Source organism: Escherichia sp. WS1450 (genome assembly GCF_046487395.1).
GTDB lineage: Bacteria > Pseudomonadota > Gammaproteobacteria > Enterobacterales > Enterobacteriaceae > Escherichia > Escherichia coli.
Window position 1 is genome coordinate 195,510 of record NZ_JBJQJO010000007.1, and the last position, 19,800, is coordinate 215,309.

Below are 19,800 nucleotides of genomic sequence, written 5' to 3' on the forward strand. Positions count from 1 at the left end.
CATAAAAAATGCCGGTAACAAGACCGGCATTTTCGCATAACTTAGGCTGCTAATGACTTAATCGACTTCACGAATATCGACACGCAGCTCTTTCGGCACTTCGAAAACAATGTTTTCTTCACGGCCTTCCAGCGGAATGGCTTCACCACCACCCAGCTGCTGCAAACGTGCCACCACATTCTGCACCAGAATATCCGGAGCCGATGCGCCCGCAGTCACGCCGACGCATTTAACCTCTTTCACCCACTCTTCCTGGATATCTTTCGCATCGTCAATCAAAAACGCGCGTTTGCCCATCCGCTGGGCCAGCTCCGCCAGACGGTTGGAGTTGGAGGAGTTTTTCGAACCGACCACCAGCACAACTTCCGCCTGTTCTGCCAGGGCGCGTACCGCTTCCTGACGGTTAGTCGTGGCGTAGCAGATGTCATCTTTGCGCGGACCGACAATTTTCGGGAAGCGTTTACGCAGCGCGTCGATCACATCAGACGTGTCATCCACCGACAGAGTGGTTTGGGTCATAAAGGAGAGCTTCTCTTCGTTTTTGACCGTCAGTTTCCACACATCGTCTGGCGATTCGACCAGATACATTCCCCCTTCCGGGTTACTGTACTGGCCCATCGTACCTTCCACTTCCGGGTGCCCGGCGTGGCCGATGAGAATAGATTCTTCGCCACGGCGACTGGCGCGGGCGACTTCCATATGCACTTTGGTCACCAGCGGGCAGGTGGCGTCGAATACCGTTAAATCACGGCTTTTCGCTTCGTTACGTACCGCCTGAGAAACACCGTGTGCGGAGAAAATCAGGATCGCGCCGTCCGGCACTTCGCTAATCTGCTCAATAAAGATAGCCCCACGCTCGCGCAGGCTATCGACCACGTAGCGATTATGCACCACTTCGTGACGGACATATATCGGTGCGCCGTAAATGGCCAGCGCGTTTTCAACAATGCTGATAGCGCGGTCTACCCCGGCACAAAAACCACGCGGGTTGGCCAACAGGATCTGCATGTTACGCCTCCAGTGCCGGATCGATTTCCAGCACTTCAATATCAAAATGAACGGTCTGCCCGGCCAGCGGATGGTTGAAATCAACGGTAATGGAGTCGCCGTTAATTTCGCGGATCACGCCAGGCATCTCACTGCCATCCATTGCGGTAAAAAGCATGATTGCGCCAATTTCTGGCTCGCCTGCATCCATAAACTCACGGCGGGAGAAGTACTGAATCAGATCCGGTGACGGCACGCCAAACGCCGCATCTGGCTCCAGCGAGAAAGTGGTTTTATCGCCCACTTTCAGCCCCAGCAGGTGTTGCTCCAGCCCTTCGGAAAGAGAAGCATCGCCCAGGCGGAATAGCGCCGGTTTACCGTTGTTGCGGGTAGACTCGGCGGTGGTGCCATCGTCGAGTTTCAGCGTGAAGTGCACCAGGACGGCGCTATTGCTCTGTACAGATTCAGACATGCAGGTTTGCTCTTATATTTTGAGGATTTTTGCCGGATGCAGCCTACGATTTCGCAGCAATCTGTAGGCCTTATCCGGCAGGGTTTATTATTGTTTTTTCGCTTTAGAAGGCAAAAAACCTTCCAGCACAATCAGTGCCGCACCGACACAGATGGCAGTATCGGCAAGGTTGAAGGTGGCGAAGTGCCAGTCGCCGACGTAGAAGTCGATCATATCGACAACGAAGCCGTGCCACAGGCGGTCGAACAGGTTGCCCAGTGCGCCGCCAATAATCAGCGCGTAAGCGATATTGTTTAGCTTCTGCGTGGCCTTCGAGCGATACATCATCACTGCCAGGATCACGCTAATACCAATCGCAATACCGGCAAAGAACCAACGCTGCCAGCCGCCGCTATCGGCAAGGAAACTAAACGCCGCGCCATAGTTACGCGCATAATGCAGATTAAGCGACGGGAACAGCGGGACCGTATCCCCCAGAGCAAAGTTCTGGAGGATCAGGTATTTGCTGCCCAGATCGATAATCAGCACGACTACCACCAGCCACAGCCAGCGTAGCCCTGTTGAACAGATCGATTGAATCATCAGGCAAACTTACGTTTTTCACCGTCACCGGCGACGTTGCTGACACAGCGGCCGCAGATTTCTGCGTGTTCCGCCACCTTGCCGACATCCTGGGTATAGTGCCAGCAGCGTGGGCACTTCTCACCTTCGGCTTTACTCAACGCGACTTTCAGCCCTTTGAGTACTTCGCTCTGCTGGGCATCAGCAGGTGCGTCGTTATAGTCTGCAACGGTAGCGCCGGAGGTCAACAGGACAAATCGTAATTCATCGCCCAGCGCGGTCAGTTTCGCCGCCAGTTCCGGTTCTGCGAACAAGGTCACTGCCGCTTCCAGCGAGCCACCCACTTTCTTGTCGGCACGCGCTTGCTCAATGACTTTGTTCACTTCGCCACGCACTTTCAACAGCTCGTCCCAGAACGCATCGTTCATCGCTTCACTGTCTGCCAGACCAAACAGGCCTTCGTACCACTCGCCGGTGAAGACGTATTTTTCACGTTCACCCGGCAGGTAGCCCCACACTTCATCAGCGGTGAAGGAGAGGATTGGTGCCATCCAGCGCACCAGCGCTTCCGCGATGTGATACAGCGCTGTCTGGCAGCTACGACGCGCCACACTGTCCGCTTTGGCGGTGTACTGACGGTCTTTGATGATGTCGAGGTAGAAGGAACCCATCTCAACGGAGCAGAAGCGCATCAGACGCTGTACCACTTCGTGGAAATCGTATGCTTCGTACGCCTTGAGGATGTCTTCCTGTGCCGCTTTCGCACAACCTACGGCCCAGCGATCCAGTACCACCATCTCTTCCGGTTTCACCATATCTTTTGCCGGATCAAAACCGTTCAGGTTTGCCAGCAGGAAGCGCGCGGTGTTACGGATACGACGATAGCTGTCGGCAGCACGTTTCAGGATCTCGTCAGAAACGGCCATTTCACCGGTGTAGTCAGTTGATGCCACCCACAGACGCAGAATATCCGCGCCCAGTTTGTTCATCACATCCTGCGGCGAAACGGTGTTGCCGATGGATTTAGACATCTTGCGGCCCTGACCATCCACGGTAAAGCCGTGGGTCAGTACCTGACGATACGGTGCTTTGCCCTTCATCGCGGTAGAGATCATCAGAGAGGACATGAACCAGCCACGGTGCTGGTCTGAACCTTCCAGATACATGTCCGCAGCGTGACCGGCAAATTCCGGACGCACGTCAACAACGGAAGAGTGGGTAGATCCGGAGTCAAACCATACGTCGAGAGTATCCGGCACTTTCACGTACTGATCAGCTTCGTCGCCGAGGAGCTCTTTCGCATCGAGATCCCACCACGCCTGGATGCCGTCAACTTCAACGCGTTTAGCCACTTCTTCCATCAGTTCGAGGGTACGCGGATGCAGCTCTTCCGTGTCTTTATGCACGAACAGTGACATCGGTACGCCCCAGGTGCGCTGACGGGAGATACACCAGTCAGGACGGTTAGCAACCATCGACTCGATACGCGCCTGGCCCCAGTCCGGGATCCACTGCACGCCTTTGATCTCTTTCAGTGACTGCGCACGCAGACCTTTCTGATCCATGCTGACGAACCACTGCGGCGTCGCGCGGAAGATGATCGGCGTTTTGTGACGCCAGCAGCACGGATAGCTGTGCTGCATTTTCTCAACGTGCAACAGCGCGCCTTTTTCCTGCAGCAGCGCAACAACGATGTCGTTCGCTTTGAAAACGTTCACGCCATCCAGCGTCGGGTAAGTACCCGGCAGATAAGTGCCGTCCGGGCCAACCGGGTTAGCGGTTTCCAGGCCGTATTTCTGACCGATCACATAGTCGTCCGGGCCGTGGCCAGGCGCGGTGTGAACGGCACCGGTACCGGCATCCAGGGTAACGTGATCGCCGAGGATTGCCGGAACGTCGAAGCCCATAAACGGATGGGTAAAGCGCAGCAGCTCAAGCTCCGCACCTTTTACCGTGCCGAGAATGGTGTAATCGGTCACGCCGATACGCTGCATTACGCTTTCAACCAGATCTTTCGCCAGAATCACGGCCTGACCGTCGATCTGCACCAGCGCATAGTCGAAATCAGGTGCAATAGAGATTGCGCGGTTCGCAGGCAGAGTCCACGGCGTAGTGGTCCAGATCACCAGCGAGATTGGGCCGTTAACGTTGCTTACGGCAAATTTTGCTTTCAGCGCATCCTGATCGACCGCCTGGAAAGCAACGTCGATGGACGGAGAAGTTTTGTCGTAATACTCAACTTCCGCTTCCGCCAGCGCAGAACGGCAGTCAACGCACCAGTGTACCGGCTTCGCGCCTTTGTGCAGGTGACCGTTGCCGATGATTTTGCCCAGCGCGCGGATGATATTGGCTTCAGTTTTGAAGTCCATGGTCAGGTACGGGTGGGACCAGTCACCCAGCACGCCCAGACGGATAAAGTCTTTGCGCTGACCGTCAACCTGGGTCGCAGCGTATTCGCGGCACTTGGCGCGGAACTCAGCGGCGGTGAATTTCTCCCCCGGCTTACCGTATTCTTGCTCTACTTTCAGTTCGATTGGCAGACCATGACAGTCCCAGCCAGGCACATACGGCGAGTCATAACCGGAAAGCCCTTTGGACTTCACGATAATGTCTTTCAGAATCTTGTTAACCGAGTGACCAATATGAATGCTGCCATTCGCATAAGGAGGGCCATCATGCAGAATGAAGGTTTTTTTGCCTTTTTTAGCCGCACGGATGATGCCGTACAGATCATCATCAGTCCAACGCGCCAGCATTCCCGGTTCGCGCTTGGCGAGATCGCCACGCATCGGGAACCCTGTTTCCGGCAAATTCAGGGTTGATTTATAGTCACTCATCAGATTCTCGGTTCCGTGTTTCGGTTTGATTACATAACAGGCTTAAGCCGGTTTTGTTAGCCCAAAAAGTTCGCGGGCGGTTAATTCATCACGCGCAATCTGCGCTTTCAGTTCGTCCAGCGACGCAAATCGCTGCTCATTGCGTATTTTTTTACGCAGCACTACTTGTATATGGCGACCGTAAAGGTCCATTGCAACATCTAACAAATGCACTTCCAGCTGCTGGCGAATACCGGCAACCGTTGGGCGTGTTCCGATGTTTGCCACGCCGGGTAACGGCTTTTCACCGAGACCCAGCACTTCTACCGCATAAACCCCTTTCACCGGGGAAACCTGACGGCGCAGCGGTACATTCGCCGTCGGGAAACCTATAGTGCGCCCTAATTCATCACCGTGGACTACACGCCCGGAGATGGCAAACGGGTGCCCCAGTAAACTTTCTGCCAGAGCCAGATTGTCATCCGCAAGGGCCTGACGCACGGCGGTGCTGCTGATACGCACGCCACCTTCGCAAAAAGTTTGCGTACTGGTGATATCGAAGCCGTATTCCATGCCAGCTTTCTGTAATAACAAGAAATCGCCTTCACGACCAGCGCCAAAGCGGAAATCATCCCCTACAGCAAGAAATTTTACGCGCAAATGCTTCACCAGAAGATCGCTGATGAAATTTTGCGCGGTTAACGCCGCGAAACGCCTGTCGAAACGTACGCACAGCACGTAATCAACGCCACACTCTGCAAGGTAACGTAGTTTTTCCCGCAGCCGGGTCAGCCGTGCCGGGGCTTTATCGGTAGCAAACAGTTCCAGTGGTTGAGGTTCAAAAAGCATCACCATCACCGGTAAGTTTCGCTTGCGCCCTTCTTCCTGCAAGCCCTGTAACAGCGCGCGATGACCGCGATGCACGCCGTCGAAATTACCAATAGTCAGCACACACCCTTCTTGCGGGGCCTGGCTGAGATTATGTATGCCGCGTATCAGCTTCATGTCTGGCTCAAAACAGTGAAAATCGTCCGAGTATACCTTGTACAGCGGTCAAGGTTAACCGGCGATTGAGTACCGAAATCAGAAAGAAGTGGCTTTTCATTGCCATGGCGCAAATCACGGGAAGAAACTGACCACCTGCTGCAATTTTTATCGCGGAAAAGCTGTATTCACACCCCGCAAGCTGGTAGAATCCTGCGCCATCACTACGTAACGAGTGCCGGCACATTAACGGCGCTTATTTGCACAAATCCATTGACAAAAGAAGGCTAAAAGGGCATATTCCTCGGCCTTTGAATTGTCCATATAGAACACATTTGGGAGTTGGACCTTGGCTAATATCAAATCAGCTAAGAAGCGCGCCATTCAGTCTGAAAAGGCTCGTAAGCACAACGCAAGCCGTCGCTCTATGATGCGTACTTTCATCAAGAAAGTATACGCAGCTATCGAAGCTGGCGACAAAGCTGCTGCACAGAAAGCATTTAACGAAATGCAACCGATCGTGGACCGTCAGGCTGCTAAAGGTCTGATCCACAAAAACAAAGCTGCACGTCATAAGGCTAACCTGACTGCACAGATCAACAAACTGGCTTAATCGCCAATTTGCTGAAGCTTTGTGAAAAAGCCCGCGCAAGCGGGTTTTTTTATGCCTGCTGCTTTTGTGATGCGTGAGAAAACACACTGCCGGTTGCCAGATAGTCAAAAGATGCTGGTTCTTGCAGACATGCCGTTACACTCTCTGAACTCTTCGTGGCTTAAAAATCGTAGAATCATCTGCTGATACATTCTGAATAAGAATATCTACTCAATCTTCAGACTCCCCCTACACAGAATGTGGAGATTGTGATACACATTGAGGTATTAAACTTAAGACCACTCTATTTTTGAATTAAATTCCTATACACTTTAACGATTCATAAATATCTCCTTATTAGACCTTGTAAATTATTAACAGTAATCAACACAGGTTAACTACCTATTTATATTGTACTTCTTAAAATTAATGAGCGATTTTTGATAGTCCTCACATTCACTCATAAATTAAATTAAAAAAAATTCATCAACTTCAAGGACTGATAATGACAGATGGTATCTCAATCTCACCACGTTGTCTTTATAAATCAAATATAGTAGATGATGTAATAATAAATAAAACAAGACAAAATGAGTTAATAAAAGTATTTTGCGAGTATAAAACCGAGTTCTTAATTTTGTTTGATGACTTTTTTAGAAGCCAGGATTTGCCTAAACCATCTCCAGTCCTTCATCATTTTTTTCAATACACTCATCTAAGAGATGCGCATTTTTATAGATGTAAACTCATAGAAAATACAGTTCAATTTTCTTTTTTTAAACACAAAGAAATCACATTACTTAGATTGGATGTTTTTGATGACAGAACAAGCGAATGTCTTTCTGAAGAGATTAAGATATATCAAGAATGCCATGAAAAATTCATTAAGTTTTTAAAGGTAAACTTCAGCCAGGAAATATACCCACAGCTATATATTCCTGAGATATTTTATGAGGCCTGCAAACATCTCCAGTCATTTTTTTATCATCAGGAGACGTCACAAAATGCAAAATACAGTGAAATAGACAAGAAAAAAAGTCACCTTAACCAGGAAATCAAAAAGCTAATCAAAAAAAATATTTTTCCAGAGCTATACAATGATCAATGTAATAAAATTCCCTCCTCATCGATAGATGATAACCAGGGAATAATATGGCAGAATTTTAAAACTAGCAATATTGCATATTCACAACTATGTGAAAAATCAGCTTTATTTAAAAGCACATCCAGTCGATTAATAGAAAAATCAGCTTACTGCTCAACTGAAAACACGATGACCAATAAATTTGATGTTGTCTTTTCTTACTGCGGAGATAACGTAAAGGAATTTATACTTTTATTACCCTATAATAAATCACTGGAGATGTATGAACTTAACGATCAAAAGATCCAGTATTTGACTTCCCCTAATATCAATATACATAAAATGTCGCTATCAAATATAACAATAGAAAAGAGCAACCTTTCATATGGGTATTATTTTGGTTGTATATTATCCAATATATCATGTTTTGAAAGCGACTTATCAAATACCATCTTTTCAAATGGAGAAATTAATAATCTATTCATTAAAAAAAGCAACATATTTGGAGCATCATTCACTAATACCAGAATAAAAAATTTGCTCTGTGAAGATATTATGCCTGGTCGATGGACCACTCAACTTGTCAATAAGCACCTGGGTTACAGATACACAGGAGTATTCAAAACCCTGGCAAGTATTGATGACAAACCGTCCCGTTTCGAAATTTTGATACCATTGATACAAACTTTAGTTCGCGACAATGTAAAGCTAAATAATGATGTGTATAAAGAACTGAAAAAGTTTATGCACGATTACGACAAAACATCCCCAGAAATGAGAAAATACCTTAAAAGCATCAACGAGTGTATGTTCCTTATGAAAAACATAGCTCATCACAATTAAAACACCCCAAAAAAGAAGTAATTTCAGAATGAAATTATCTGTGATGATTATTAATTCACTGCAGAGAAATAAAAAATAATCTGAAGCATGCTCTGAAACATCCTACTCTGTCATTCTAATGATGGAAACTTGCTCTTATTATAAAGAAGGGAACAATTAAGAATATTAAATTTTCAAACTTTCATCAACTTCACATCAAGAAATTAAAAAACTTAAACATTAATCTAAATAATAACAACCTGATCACATAATCGGGTTTGACAACGAGTGACCTTCCATACCAGTTAATTAAGGATGATTTATGAAAAAGTATATTATTCCCTTCGTTGCGACAACGTTGATGTTTAGCGCAACAACCTTCGCCAAGGATGTCGATCAAGGAACACTAACCATTAGAGGAGAAGTTGTTGATACAACGTGTTACTTTGTTAATGGTGATTCGACAACAGATATCGTTGTCGAAGATGTTGTAACCAGTGCAATGAATCAACTTATCAATAATGAAATCTACACTTTAAAAACCGGTTCAACCTCTCATGACTTAGAAATTCAGTGTGACGGCAATACAGCCCCAAGTATCGAAGTGCTAGCATCAGAGTTTGATGCTAATAACTTTACGCTGAATAAAGGAACTGCTGAGAACATTGGCTTTGCCATTTTCCTCGATGATGGGACTTTGACCAGAATGAGACCGGGGTTAAAAACACCGCTGAAAGATAATGGCTCTGGTCAATATGTTCTTAATTTAAGTGCACAATATGCCCGCACAAGTGGCAATCCTGTTACAAAAGGCTCTGTAGAGTCAACCGTAACGATTAAAATCAGTGCAGATTAACGTTTTTTGCCGGTAGCTCTGCTACCGGTATTATTTACGGAGTGGTTACGTGAGAATAATAACAGCATTACTGATGTCATTTTTTATTTTACCTGTTCATGCCGGTGTGGTCATCTATGGTACGCGCATTATTTATCCGGAAAAAAACAGAGAAGTTCTCGTACAGTTAATGAATCAAAGTAAAAATGCCTCTTTAATTCAGGCATGGATCGATGATGGGAACACAACTATCGCGCCAGAAAAAATTCAGGTCCCATTTATTCTCACACCGCCAGTAAGTCGTGTAGCAGGTGGTTCTGGCCAACAACTTAAAATAAGAAAAATGCCAAACAATTTGCCTCACAATAAAGAAAGTTTATTTTATCTAAATGTTCTGGATATCCCTCCAAACAACCCACAAAATGCAGGAAAAAACAAAATTAAACTTGCATTGCAAAACCGTATAAAGTTACTTTGGCGTCCAAGCGGAATAGCTCCGGTAGATAAAAAAAGCCTTTCTCAATTAAATATCAAAAAGAAAAATAACGCCATCTCAATAAACAACGAAACAGCCAACTGGATAACGGTTACAACTATCAAAGCACAAAACGTGAAAGTTAATAATGAAAGTATCTTACTGCCTCCATTTTCGAATAACGACATTACATTAAAAAATAACCACGCATCAGAATATGAACTAACGGTAGTTGATGATTACGGGAATAACATCCATAGTAAAATCGCCGCACGATAACAGGAAAAAGTCATGTTAAGGACGACACGATGGGTCGCTGCTATTATTTTTTTGTATTCTTTTCCGGGTTATGCTGAAGAAACTTTTGATACACACTTTATGATCGGCGGCATGAGAGGAGAAAAAGTTTCCGAATATCGTTTCGATAATAAACAACCTCTTCCGGGAAACTACGAACTTGATGTTTATGTAAACCACCAGTGGCGTGGGAAACAAGATATCACGATCCCAGAGTCACCAGCCAAACCATGTCTGCCTAAGGTGCTACTAACCACACTGGGGGTAAAGACCGATAATCTCAATACAGAAGATAATTGTATTTTACTGGATGAAGCGGTTCATGGTGGACAATATCAGTGGGATATCAGTGAACACCGACTAAATTTAACGATCCCACAGGCGTATATCAATGAACTTGAAAGAGGTTACGTTCCCCCGGAAAGTTGGGATCGCGGCATTGATGCTTTTTATACCTCCTATAATTTAAGTCAGTATCGCTCTTATGACAGCAATAATAACAGTAATACAACCAGTTATGGCCGGTTCAACAGCGGATTAAATTTATTTAGTTGGCAGTTACACTCTGATGCCAGTTATAGCAAACCTGATGATATGAAAGGCAAATGGCAAAGTAATACTCTTTACCTGGAACGTGGCTGGTCGCAAATATTAAGCACAGTTCAGATAGGAGAAAATTACACATCCTCACTCATATTCGACTCTCTGCGATTTAGCGGAATACGCTTATTTCGCGATATGCAAATGCTACCTGATTCTATGCAAAGCTTTACACCTTTAGTACAAGGTGTTGCGCAAAGTAACGCCTTGATAACGGTTTCGCAAAATGGCTATACCATTTACCAAAAAGAGGTTCCCCCAGGACCATTTACTATCGCAGATTTGCAACTTTCGGGCAGCGGCTCTGATCTCGATGTCAGCATTAAGGAAGCAGATGGTAGTGTTCGTTCCTTTTTGGTGCCCTACTCTTCCGTGCCCAATATGCTGCAACCTGGTGTTTCAAATTTCGATTTTATCGCCGGACGCAGTCAGATATATGGTGTCAAGAATCAGGAGGACTTTCTCGAGGCAAATTATATATATGGCCTCAACAATCTTTTGACACTTTATGGCGGTACGATTTTATCCGATAACTATAATGCTATAACTCTGGGAAATGGTTGGAATACACCGCTGGGAGCAATCTCTTTTGATGCTACCCGATCGAGTAGTAAGTTAAATAATGATACCAGACACGAAGGTACGAGCTATCAGGTCGCCTATAATAAATATCTATTGCAAACGGCTACTCACTTTAGCGTGGCCGCCTGGCGTTATGCTTCGCAGGATTACAGGACATTCAGCGACCATCTTTACGAAAATGATAAAATAAATCATCAGAGTGATGATGACGATTTTTATGATATTGGCAGAAAAAATAGCCTTTCTGCCAATATCATGCAACCTTTATCCAATAATCTGGGAAATGTATCATTAAGTGCACTTTGGCGGAATTACTGGGGGCGAAGTGGAAATGCTAAAGATTACCAATTCAGTTATTCCAATAGCTGGCAACGCATCAGTTATACTTTCTCTGCCAGCCAATCCTATGATGAAAACGACAAAGAAGAGGAGCGTTTTAATCTGTTTATCTCCATTCCTTTCTACTGGGGGGATGATATTGCCAAAACACGTCACCAAATTAACTTATCGAATTCGACCTCATTTTCCAAAGATGGCTATTCCTCCAACAATACTGGAATTACTGGCATAGCCGGTGAACATGATCAGTTAAATTATGGTATATATGTTAATCAGCAACAACAAAATAATGATACCTCGCTTGGTACGAATTTAAGCTGGAGAACTCCCATCGCCACAATAGATGGCAGCTATAGCCATTCTAAAAACGCCTGGCAAAGTGGTGGAAGTATTAGTAGTGGATTAGTTGTCTGGCCCGGTGGTATTAATATAACTAACCAGTTATCCGATACATTTGCAATTCTGGATGCGCCTGGGTTAGAAGGCGCGCATATTAATGGACAAAAATACAACCGAACAAACAGCAAAGGCCAGGTTGTTTACGACCTGATGATACCTCATCGTGAAAACCATCTGGTACTTGATATAGCAAACAGTGAAAGTGAAACAGAATTGCAGGGCAATCGTCAAATTATTGCGCCTTACCGTGGAGCAGTTTCTTATGTGCAGTTTACAACTGACCAACGTAAGCCCTGGTATATACAGGCACTGCGTCCCGATGGTTCGCCATTAACCTTTGGCTATGACGTACTGGATCTCCAGGAAAACAATATTGGAGTCGTTGGCCAGGGTAGTCGCCTTTTTATTCGCGTAGATGAAATTCCCACTGGCATCAAAGTTGCTCTCAATGATGAACAGAACTTATTCTGTACTATTACTTTTCAACACGTTATCGATGAAAACAAAACATATATATGCCAGTAAAAGGAGTTTACTATGAAGTGGCTTTTATTAATCACCTTGAGTCTATATTCTTTTATTGTGCAAAGTGCTCCCTGTGCAGTGACCAATGTCGGTGAACAACGTGGAACATATATACTCAAGCCACTGAGTATGAAAGGTAATCTAACTGCCGAGAAAATTGAAAACCCCGGGAATATCATTGAGTGTGCAGACTTGCAAGAGACGACCAACGCCATTAAAGTTCATTTTTTAACACAGAACGCTTTAAGGTTTAAAGTCGGAAGTCGTCATTACATTATTAATTTCCCCTTTGAATCTGACGGTAAAAAAATAGAGCTTCCAGGGAAGTTATCTTATAATTTAGAAGAAATGCTATCTGCGATAAATTTCACCATTCCATATTCTATCGCATCTGTATCAGATAGTTCTGACACCGCAGATATTTTTCCAGGAACTCCTTTTCCTTTGCTGTTCGAAATTGAAGTGAGTTCATGCACAGGGAATAATACTAATTGTAATAGCGTCCGCTTTAATTTTAATTTAAATACTATTTTACAGGTAAATTTAATGACCTGTGGTTTTGAAGATCAATCCATCGACACTGGACGATTTGTACTGTCTCGTATCAATAATGAAAATTATCAGTTTCATCATATAAGATTTGACTGTATCCAGGGTGAGCAAGGTGAATTAGTTTTTGAACCCAGTGATGTTGAATATTACTTTGAGCCAGTGACGATACAGGAGTCAGGAACCAGCATATTAAAAAATGATTTAGAAAACAGTGAGGACGGTGCGGGTCAAATAGGCTTTCAACTCTCCAATGATGGTACGAATGAAATCCAGTATGGTAAAAGCAATTACTACTCTTTTCAGCATCCCCATGAAGGAAGTAATCAGATTCCTCTATTTATTCGCCCGCGTACATATGGAAACAATGTCTCAAGCGGGCAAATAATGAGCCGAGTCAAAATCGTGGTAATGTACAACTAATCTATCTCCCCCACCTTAACTTTGGGGGAGCTGCCGATTAACGTGCCGCTGGGCTAAAAAGCGCAGAATAATCCGTATTGCAGATTCGCTGTACCGCCGGGTGCTGAATCATCCGCTCAGCAAAAATAGCATGGTACTCTTCCATCACATTTTCGACGCGACCAATTTCTACGACAGTTTTATCGGCATAAAAGTCATATGCATAAAGCGTTGGGGCAACGAAGATTGCATTGTGCATCGCACCAAAAGCTTTCATCAACGCGGCATCATCAAACTCGCCGAGGATTTCTACGTTTAATCCCTGGGAGTTAAACCAGTTAAGCAATTTGCGCCCTAACATTGAACGTCGCCCAGGAATCAAAAGCCGCCGTTCTTCCAGACAAGCCGGGAACGGTTTTTCCGGTGGTGGATTTGTACACCAGAAACTCACGCCACATTCGCCAATTCTCACGGAGAACAGACCTTCCTGCTGCGTAGAATCTATCGGACAGTCGGAAATGATCATATCCAGTTTATGCTGACTTAATTGCTCCAGCAGCATTTCGTGGGTGGATTCGAAGCAGCGAAGATGAATCGGCTCGCCTTCTACCACTGCGGCGTTAAGTACGCTACTGACCAGGCGTTTAGAAAGTGCATCAGCCACGCCAACGTCAAACAATAAATTGGATTCTTTGCGATAGTTCACGATATCCAGCATTTCCTGGCTTAAGGTGAACATTTTATCGGCATAGCGATAGACCAGCTCTCCCAGCTCGCTGGGCTCGAGGCCACGTCCCTTGCGCTTAAATAATTTGCCTTGCAGGCGCTCTTCCAGCGCCCGAATCTGTCCGGTAATGGTTTGTGGTGTTAAATAAAGCGCCTCCGCTGCGCCAACCACGGAACCTTCTTTATAGACATGCCAGAAGTAATACAAGTGGTTGTAATTGATATGAGACATGCTCATTTCTCTCCCTGATAACAATGAAAAGGGAGCCGTTTATGGCTCCCCGGTAAACCGTCCTGTCAAACTGATGGACGCAAACGAACGCGTAACCAGCTGTATCCAATTACCGCCGAAGAGATAGAACCGACCAGGATACCGAGTTTCGCCCAGTTAATCAGTTCTGGATCTACGCTACCAAAGGCCAGGCTGGCAATAAAGATAGACATAGTAAAACCGATACCGCACAGGATCCCCACCGCCATAATTTGCTGATAAGTCGTTCCCTCAGGCAGATGCGCCAATTTCAAACGCAGCGCCAACCAGCAGAACAGACTAATCCCCAGCGGTTTGCCAATCAGCAAGCCAGCGATGATCCCCAATGGCAGAATGGAGGTCAAGCCATCCAGCGTGACGCCTTGCAGTGAAACGCCAGCATTAGCAAATGCAAACAGCGGTAAAATCAGATACGCCACCCACGGGTGCAACACATGCTCCAGTCGCTTCGCTGGAGAACGCCCATGCTTCTCTTTCAAAGGAATAAAGAAGCCGACAATTACCCCCGCCAGGGTTGCGTGAACCCCCGATTTCAACACCGCAGTCCACAACACCACGCCAACCAGAATATAGACGCCCGTGCGGCGTACACCACACAGATTCAATACCGCGAGTACCGCAATTGCTACAGCCGCGACACCAAGAGAGGCCATCGATAAGTCATTAGTGTAGAACAATGCGATGATAATGATGGCCCCAAGATCGTCGATAATAGCCAGAGCCATCAAAAAGATCTTCAGCGCTAACGGAACACGACTTCCCAACAGCGCCAGCACACCAAGTGCAAAGGCAATGTCAGTAGCCGCCGGGATCGCCCACCCTTCGCGGGTAATCGGATCGGCATAGTTAAAGGCCAGATAGAGCAATGCCGGCACAATCATCCCACCAATAGCGGCGATAACTGGAAATGCGGCCTGGCGTAAGCTGGCTAGCGATCCTTGCATCAGTTCACGTTTAACTTCCAAACCGACTAACAGGAAAAATACCGCCATCAGCGCGTCATTTATCCATAACAGCATGTTTTTGTTGATTTCGAGTGAACCAACCCGGAGCTGAACCGGCGTCTCCAGAAAGTCGTGATACCATCCACTGGTTGCGCCGCTATTGGCCATAATCATCGCCAGGATAGCGGCAATGATAAGAATAATGCCTCCCGAGGCATCACTGCTAAAGAATCGATGCAGATGTTTCACTTTTTATTTCTCTTTCAGGTGAATAGATCGTTTTTACTATTTTACCCCGCACGAATCATCGTTAAAATCAGATTATAGTGTAGGAATAATTCGCTTTTTACGAGCCATTGAAGGATTTGCGTCATCAGTGATGAGATGAGTTTTTGACGGCTGTAAGCGCTGACGTGTGACCCTAAGCCCTGATAATCATAGCTTAAGGTCAGGATTTCTGAGGGATTAATTAGGAAAAGTAATAATTAATTTGTTGTCAGTCTGCGATGTTTGTTAGGCCAATATTTCAAAAATAATCCAGTTTGTCGACAATAATTGCGATGAAGAGATAAATTAAAGTTAAATAATTAAATCATTAAAAAATTACGCCATAAAAATGCGAGGCGTCTTCAGGATTAGAATCGATAAAACAGAATGGGTTAAAGAGAGCGATATAATAGCGGCGGGTGCTTGAGGCTGTCTGTCTCAGGCATTAGCTGAACGGCAGATAGAGAAAAGCCCCGAGTGATATTTTACCATCAACCCGAGGCCCCCTATATGCTGAACACATGTAGAGTGCCTCTTACTGACCGTAAGGTCAAGGAGAAGAGAGCAATGAAGCAGCATAAGGCGATGATTGTCGCCCTGATCGTCATCTGTATCACCGCCGTAGTGGCGGCGCTGGTAACGAGAAAAGACCTCTGTGAGGTTCACATCCGAACTGGCCAGACGGAGGTTGCTGTTTTCACGGCTTACGAATCCGAGTAAGAGCAACGGCGGGGAGTGATCCCCGCCACTTTACAGGTGCTCGCATATCTTCAACGCACCCTATTTTTACCCAAGCCTGCCCACGGGCAGGCTTTTGGGGAGGTTAGCGAGTCAGGTCGTCGAAAAACTTCTTCACACCATCAAAGAAGCTCTTTGAACGCGGGCTGTTGTGCTCGCCGGTTGGGCCACCGAAGCTTTCCTGCAGCTCTTGCAGCAGCTGTTTCTGCTTCTCGTTCAGACCTACCGGTGTTTCGACGACAACGCGGCACAGCAAATCACCCTGTGCGCCACCGCGGACAGACTTGACGCCTTTACCGCGCATACGGAACAGCTTACCGGTCTGGGTTTCGCCAGGCACTTTCAGTTTGACGCGACCATCAAGGGTCGGTACTTCGATTTCGCCACCCAGCGCCGCCATAGCGAAGTTGATCGGGACTTCGCAATAGAGGTTGTTGCCTTCACGCTCGAAAATCGGGTGCTGTTTAACCTGAACCTGAACGTACAGATCGCCTGCCGGTGCGCCATGCTCGCCCGCTTCACCTTCGCCCGCAAGACGGATGCGGTCTCCAGTGTCCACCCCTGCCGGGATTTTAACGGACAGCGTTTTGCTGCGCTCAACACGACCATGACCATGACATTTGTTGCACGGATCTTTGATCAGCGTACCCCGGCCCTGACAGTGTGGACAGGTCTGCTGCACGGCAAAGAAACCCTGGCGCATCTGCACCTGACCAGAACCATGACAGGTCGGACAGGTCTGCGGCTGTGTACCTGGTTTTGCACCGCTACCGTGGCAAACGTCACACTCTTCCAGAGTCGGAATGCGGATCTCTTTGGTCACGCCACGTACAGCTTCTTCTAGGGTGAGCTCCATGTTATAGCGTAAATCAGCACCGCGCGCCGCACGTTGACGACCACGTCCGCCGCCAAAAATATCGCCGAAAACGTCACCAAAAATATCGCTGAAGTCTGCGCCGCCGCCAAAACCGCCGCCGCCCATGCCGCCTTGCTCAAACGCAGCATGACCATACTGATCGTATGCCGCACGTTTTTGCGAGTCGGTCAGAACTTCATAAGCTTCCTTGATCTCTTTAAATTTCGCCTCGGCCTCTTTGTCACCCTGGTTACGGTCCGGGTGGTATTTCATGGCCAGGCGTTTGTAGGCCTTTTTGATTTCACGCTCTTCCGCTGTTTTGGAAACGCCTAAAATCTCGTAATAATCTTGCTTAGCCATCTTTTTTAAATTGCCCCTAGATGAATGCACGGGCGGAGAGGAAATACCCCTTCGCCCGTGTCAGTATAATTACCCGTTTATAGGGCGATTATTTTTTGTCTTTGACTTCTTCAAATTCAGCGTCGACAACATCGTCATCTTTCGCGTTGTTTGCAGAAGCATCAGCACCGGCAGTCTGCTGCTGGGCATGTTGCTGCTGGGCGATTTCCATCAGTTTCTGGGAAACCTGTGCCAGTTCCTGCATTTTCGCTTCGATAGCGGCTTTGTCTTCACCTTTCAGAGCAGTTTCCAGTGCAGTCAGTGCAGACTCGATAGCAGTTTTGTCGTCAGCCGGCAGTTTGTCGCCTGCTTCTTCAACCTGCTTACGGGTGCTGTGCAGCAGATGGTCGCCCTGGTTGCGAGTCTGTACCAGCTCTTCAAACTTACGGTCAGCTTCGGCGTTAGCTTCTGCGTCGCGTACCATTTTCTGGATTTCATCTTCGTTCAGACCAGAAGAAGCCTTGATGGTGATCTTCTGCTCTTTACCGCTGTTTTTATCTTTCGCGGAAACGTGCAGGATACCGTCAGCATCGATATCGAAGGTAACTTCGATCTGCGGCATGCCGCGCGGTGCCGGGTTGATACCATCCAGGTTGAACTGACCCAGAGATTTGTTATCAGCTGCACGTTTACGTTCACCCTGCAGCACATGGATGGTTACCGCAGACTGGTTGTCTTCAGCGGTAGAGAACACCTGGCTGTGCTTGGTCGGGATAGTGGTGTTTTTCGCGATCAGCGTCGTCATCACACCGCCCATGGTTTCGATACCCAGAGACAGCGGGGTAACGTCCAGCAGCAGTACGTCTTTTACGTCACCAGTCAGAACACCACCCTGAACAGCAGCACCGATTGCTACAGCTTCGTCCGGGTTAACGTCTTTACGCGGCTCTTTACCAAAGAACTCAGCAACTTTCTTCTGAACCATTGGCATACGAGTCTGACCACCAACGAGGATAACGTCGTCGATATCAGATACGGACAGGCCAGCGTCCTGCAGTGCAACTTTCAGCGGCTCAATGGAACGGTTTACCAGATCTTCAACCAGGCTTTCCAGTTTCGCACGAGTCACTTTGATGTTCATGTGTTTCGGACCGGTCGCGTCTGCAGTGATGTACGGCAGGTTAACGTCGGTCTGCTGAGCGGAAGACAGCTCAATTTTCGCTTTTTCTGCCGCTTCTTTCAGGCGCTGCATTGCCAGCGGATCGTTGCGCAGGTCAATGCCCTGATCTTTCTTGAATTCTTCAACCAGGTAGTTGATCAGACGGCTGTCGAAGTCTTCACCACCCAGATGGGTATCACCGTTGGTTGCCAGAACTTCGAAGGTTTTTTCGCCGTCAACTTCGTCGATTTCGATAATAGAAATATCGAAAGTACCACCACCCAGGTCATAAACCGCGATAGTACGGTTGCCAGTACCTTTGTCCAGACCGTAAGCCAGCGCAGCTGCGGTCGGTTCGTTGATGATACGTTTTACTTCCAGACCAGCGATACGGCCTGCGTCTTTGGTTGCCTGACGCTGAGCATCGTTAAAGTATGCCGGTACGGTGATAACAGCTTCAGTTACCGGTTCACCCAGGTAATCTTCAGCGGTTTTCTTCATTTTTTTCAGCACTTCAGCAGAGATCTGCGGCGGTGCCATTTTCTGGCCTTTAACTTCGACCCATGCGTCGCCGTTATCAGCAGCAATAATTTTGAACGGCATGATGGAAACATCACGCTGTACTTCTTCGTCCTGGAAGCGGCGGCCAATCAGGCGTTTAATCGCAAACAGGGTATTTTGCGGGTTCGTCACTGCCTGACGTTTAGCCGGCTGACCAACCAGAGTTTCACCATCCTGGGTATAGGCAATGATAGAAGGCGTGGTGCGATCGCCTTCGGCGTTCTCCAGTACACGAGGAGTGGTGCCATCCATAATCGCTACACAAGAGTTGGTAGTACCCAGGTCGATACCAATTATTTTACCCATCTAAACGTCTCCACTATATATTCGGTCATCATGTGGTTGTGAGTCTGTAATAGGGGCGAAACGTCTGGTTTCAACTGCCCAATTTCATTTTTTTGCAGACTCACTCACTGCGGTTGACTACTAAATGGGGTCGTAACCCACGTCATCAAGGGGGAGATGCAAAAATTTTTTGTGCTTTTGCGCAGAAATTTCGCGATATGCCAGAACAAGACATGAAACTGACAGCAATTTTATTCATATAGAGAATGAATAGCAGCCAAGACATTCATAGAAAAATTGTAATAAAAAGAAAATATTACGTACCTGAATCTT

General features: G+C 46.8%; 17 protein-coding genes. 7 read left to right on the forward strand and 10 right to left on the reverse strand.

What is annotated here, in order from left to right; genetic code table 11:
- Nucleotides 1–57 precede the first annotated feature (57 nt).
- The 6 genes from ispH to ACJHYR_RS11210 all read right to left on the reverse strand — a co-directional run bounded on the left by ispH (nt 58) and on the right by ACJHYR_RS11210 (nt 6,067).
- Nucleotides 58–1,008, reverse strand: a complete 951-nt coding sequence (ispH, locus tag ACJHYR_RS11185; protein WP_001166395.1) for a 4-hydroxy-3-methylbut-2-enyl diphosphate reductase — start codon at nt 1,006–1,008, stop codon at nt 58–60.
- A 1-nt stretch (nt 1,009) separates the two neighbouring features.
- The gene (gene fkpB, locus ACJHYR_RS11190) at nt 1,010–1,459 is read right to left on the reverse strand and encodes an FKBP-type peptidyl-prolyl cis-trans isomerase (RefSeq protein ID WP_000004655.1); all 450 of its coding nucleotides are present in this window, start codon (nt 1,457–1,459) and stop codon (nt 1,010–1,012) included.
- Between the two features lie 87 nt (nt 1,460–1,546).
- Nucleotides 1,547–2,041: a signal peptidase II gene (gene lspA / locus ACJHYR_RS11195; RefSeq protein WP_072837374.1), complete on the reverse strand. Its 495-nt coding sequence runs from the start codon at nt 2,039–2,041 to the stop codon at nt 1,547–1,549.
- Nucleotides 2,041–4,857, reverse strand: a complete 2,817-nt coding sequence (gene ileS / locus ACJHYR_RS11200; protein ID WP_001286869.1) for an isoleucine--tRNA ligase — start codon at nt 4,855–4,857, stop codon at nt 2,041–2,043. The genes lspA and ileS overlap by 1 nt, the downstream gene beginning before the upstream one ends.
- A gap of 42 nt (nt 4,858–4,899) precedes the next feature.
- The gene (ribF, locus tag ACJHYR_RS11205; protein ID WP_000767330.1) at nt 4,900–5,841 is read right to left on the reverse strand and encodes a bifunctional riboflavin kinase/FAD synthetase; all 942 of its coding nucleotides are present in this window, start codon (nt 5,839–5,841) and stop codon (nt 4,900–4,902) included.
- A 7-nt stretch (nt 5,842–5,848) separates the two neighbouring features.
- The gene (locus tag ACJHYR_RS11210) at nt 5,849–6,067 is read right to left on the reverse strand and encodes a DUF2575 family protein (RefSeq protein ID WP_001300728.1); all 219 of its coding nucleotides are present in this window, start codon (nt 6,065–6,067) and stop codon (nt 5,849–5,851) included.
- A gap of 102 nt (nt 6,068–6,169) precedes the next feature.
- Between ACJHYR_RS11210 and rpsT the strand changes: the two genes are divergently transcribed.
- The 6 genes from rpsT to ACJHYR_RS11240 all read left to right on the forward strand — a co-directional run bounded on the left by rpsT (nt 6,170) and on the right by ACJHYR_RS11240 (nt 13,342).
- A complete protein-coding gene (gene rpsT, locus ACJHYR_RS11215; RefSeq protein ID WP_001274021.1) occupies nt 6,170–6,433 on the forward strand; it encodes a 30S ribosomal protein S20 in 264 nt (87 codons plus the stop codon).
- 484 nt (nt 6,434–6,917) lie between these two features.
- Nucleotides 6,918–8,339, forward strand: a complete 1,422-nt coding sequence (gene espX1, locus ACJHYR_RS11220; protein ID WP_042028630.1) for a type III secretion system effector EspX1 — start codon at nt 6,918–6,920, stop codon at nt 8,337–8,339.
- Between the two features lie 301 nt (nt 8,340–8,640).
- Nucleotides 8,641–9,174: a fimbrial protein gene (locus ACJHYR_RS11225; protein ID WP_000759930.1), complete on the forward strand. Its 534-nt coding sequence runs from the start codon at nt 8,641–8,643 to the stop codon at nt 9,172–9,174.
- Nucleotides 9,175–9,223: 49 nt separating this feature from the next.
- Entirely contained in the window at nt 9,224–9,907 is a 684-nt protein-coding gene (locus ACJHYR_RS11230; protein WP_001306194.1) for a fimbria/pilus periplasmic chaperone, read from the forward strand.
- A gap of 12 nt (nt 9,908–9,919) precedes the next feature.
- Complete coding sequence (locus ACJHYR_RS11235) at nt 9,920–12,370, forward strand: fimbrial biogenesis outer membrane usher protein (protein ID WP_072837373.1); 2,451 nt, start codon at nt 9,920–9,922, stop codon at nt 12,368–12,370.
- A 12-nt stretch (nt 12,371–12,382) separates the two neighbouring features.
- Nucleotides 12,383–13,342 (forward strand): hypothetical protein, encoded by a 960-nt coding sequence (locus tag ACJHYR_RS11240; RefSeq protein WP_000871674.1) that lies wholly within the window; start codon nt 12,383–12,385, stop codon nt 13,340–13,342.
- A gap of 37 nt (nt 13,343–13,379) precedes the next feature.
- Here ACJHYR_RS11240 and nhaR read toward each other — a convergent pair whose 3' ends face one another.
- Together nhaR and nhaA are read right to left on the reverse strand one after the other, a co-directional pair.
- On the reverse strand, nt 13,380–14,279 hold the full coding sequence (gene nhaR, locus ACJHYR_RS11245; protein ID WP_001300855.1) for a transcriptional activator NhaR: 900 nt from the start codon (nt 14,277–14,279) through the stop codon (nt 13,380–13,382).
- A 65-nt stretch (nt 14,280–14,344) separates the two neighbouring features.
- Nucleotides 14,345–15,511: a Na+/H+ antiporter NhaA gene (gene nhaA / locus ACJHYR_RS11250; protein WP_000681360.1), complete on the reverse strand. Its 1,167-nt coding sequence runs from the start codon at nt 15,509–15,511 to the stop codon at nt 14,345–14,347.
- A gap of 585 nt (nt 15,512–16,096) precedes the next feature.
- On the opposite strand from nhaA, the gene mokC reads away from it, so the two are divergent.
- Nucleotides 16,097–16,249 (forward strand): type I toxin-antitoxin system toxin MokC, encoded by a 153-nt coding sequence (mokC, locus tag ACJHYR_RS11255; protein WP_000809168.1) that lies wholly within the window; start codon nt 16,097–16,099, stop codon nt 16,247–16,249.
- Nucleotides 16,250–16,352: 103 nt separating this feature from the next.
- Here mokC and dnaJ read toward each other — a convergent pair whose 3' ends face one another.
- Together dnaJ and dnaK are read right to left on the reverse strand one after the other, a co-directional pair.
- The gene (gene dnaJ, locus ACJHYR_RS11260; protein WP_001118464.1) at nt 16,353–17,483 is read right to left on the reverse strand and encodes a molecular chaperone DnaJ; all 1,131 of its coding nucleotides are present in this window, start codon (nt 17,481–17,483) and stop codon (nt 16,353–16,355) included.
- An 88-nt stretch (nt 17,484–17,571) separates the two neighbouring features.
- Nucleotides 17,572–19,488, reverse strand: a complete 1,917-nt coding sequence (gene dnaK / locus ACJHYR_RS11265) for a molecular chaperone DnaK (RefSeq protein WP_000516135.1) — start codon at nt 19,486–19,488, stop codon at nt 17,572–17,574.
- Between the last annotated feature and the right edge of the window lie 312 nt (nt 19,489–19,800).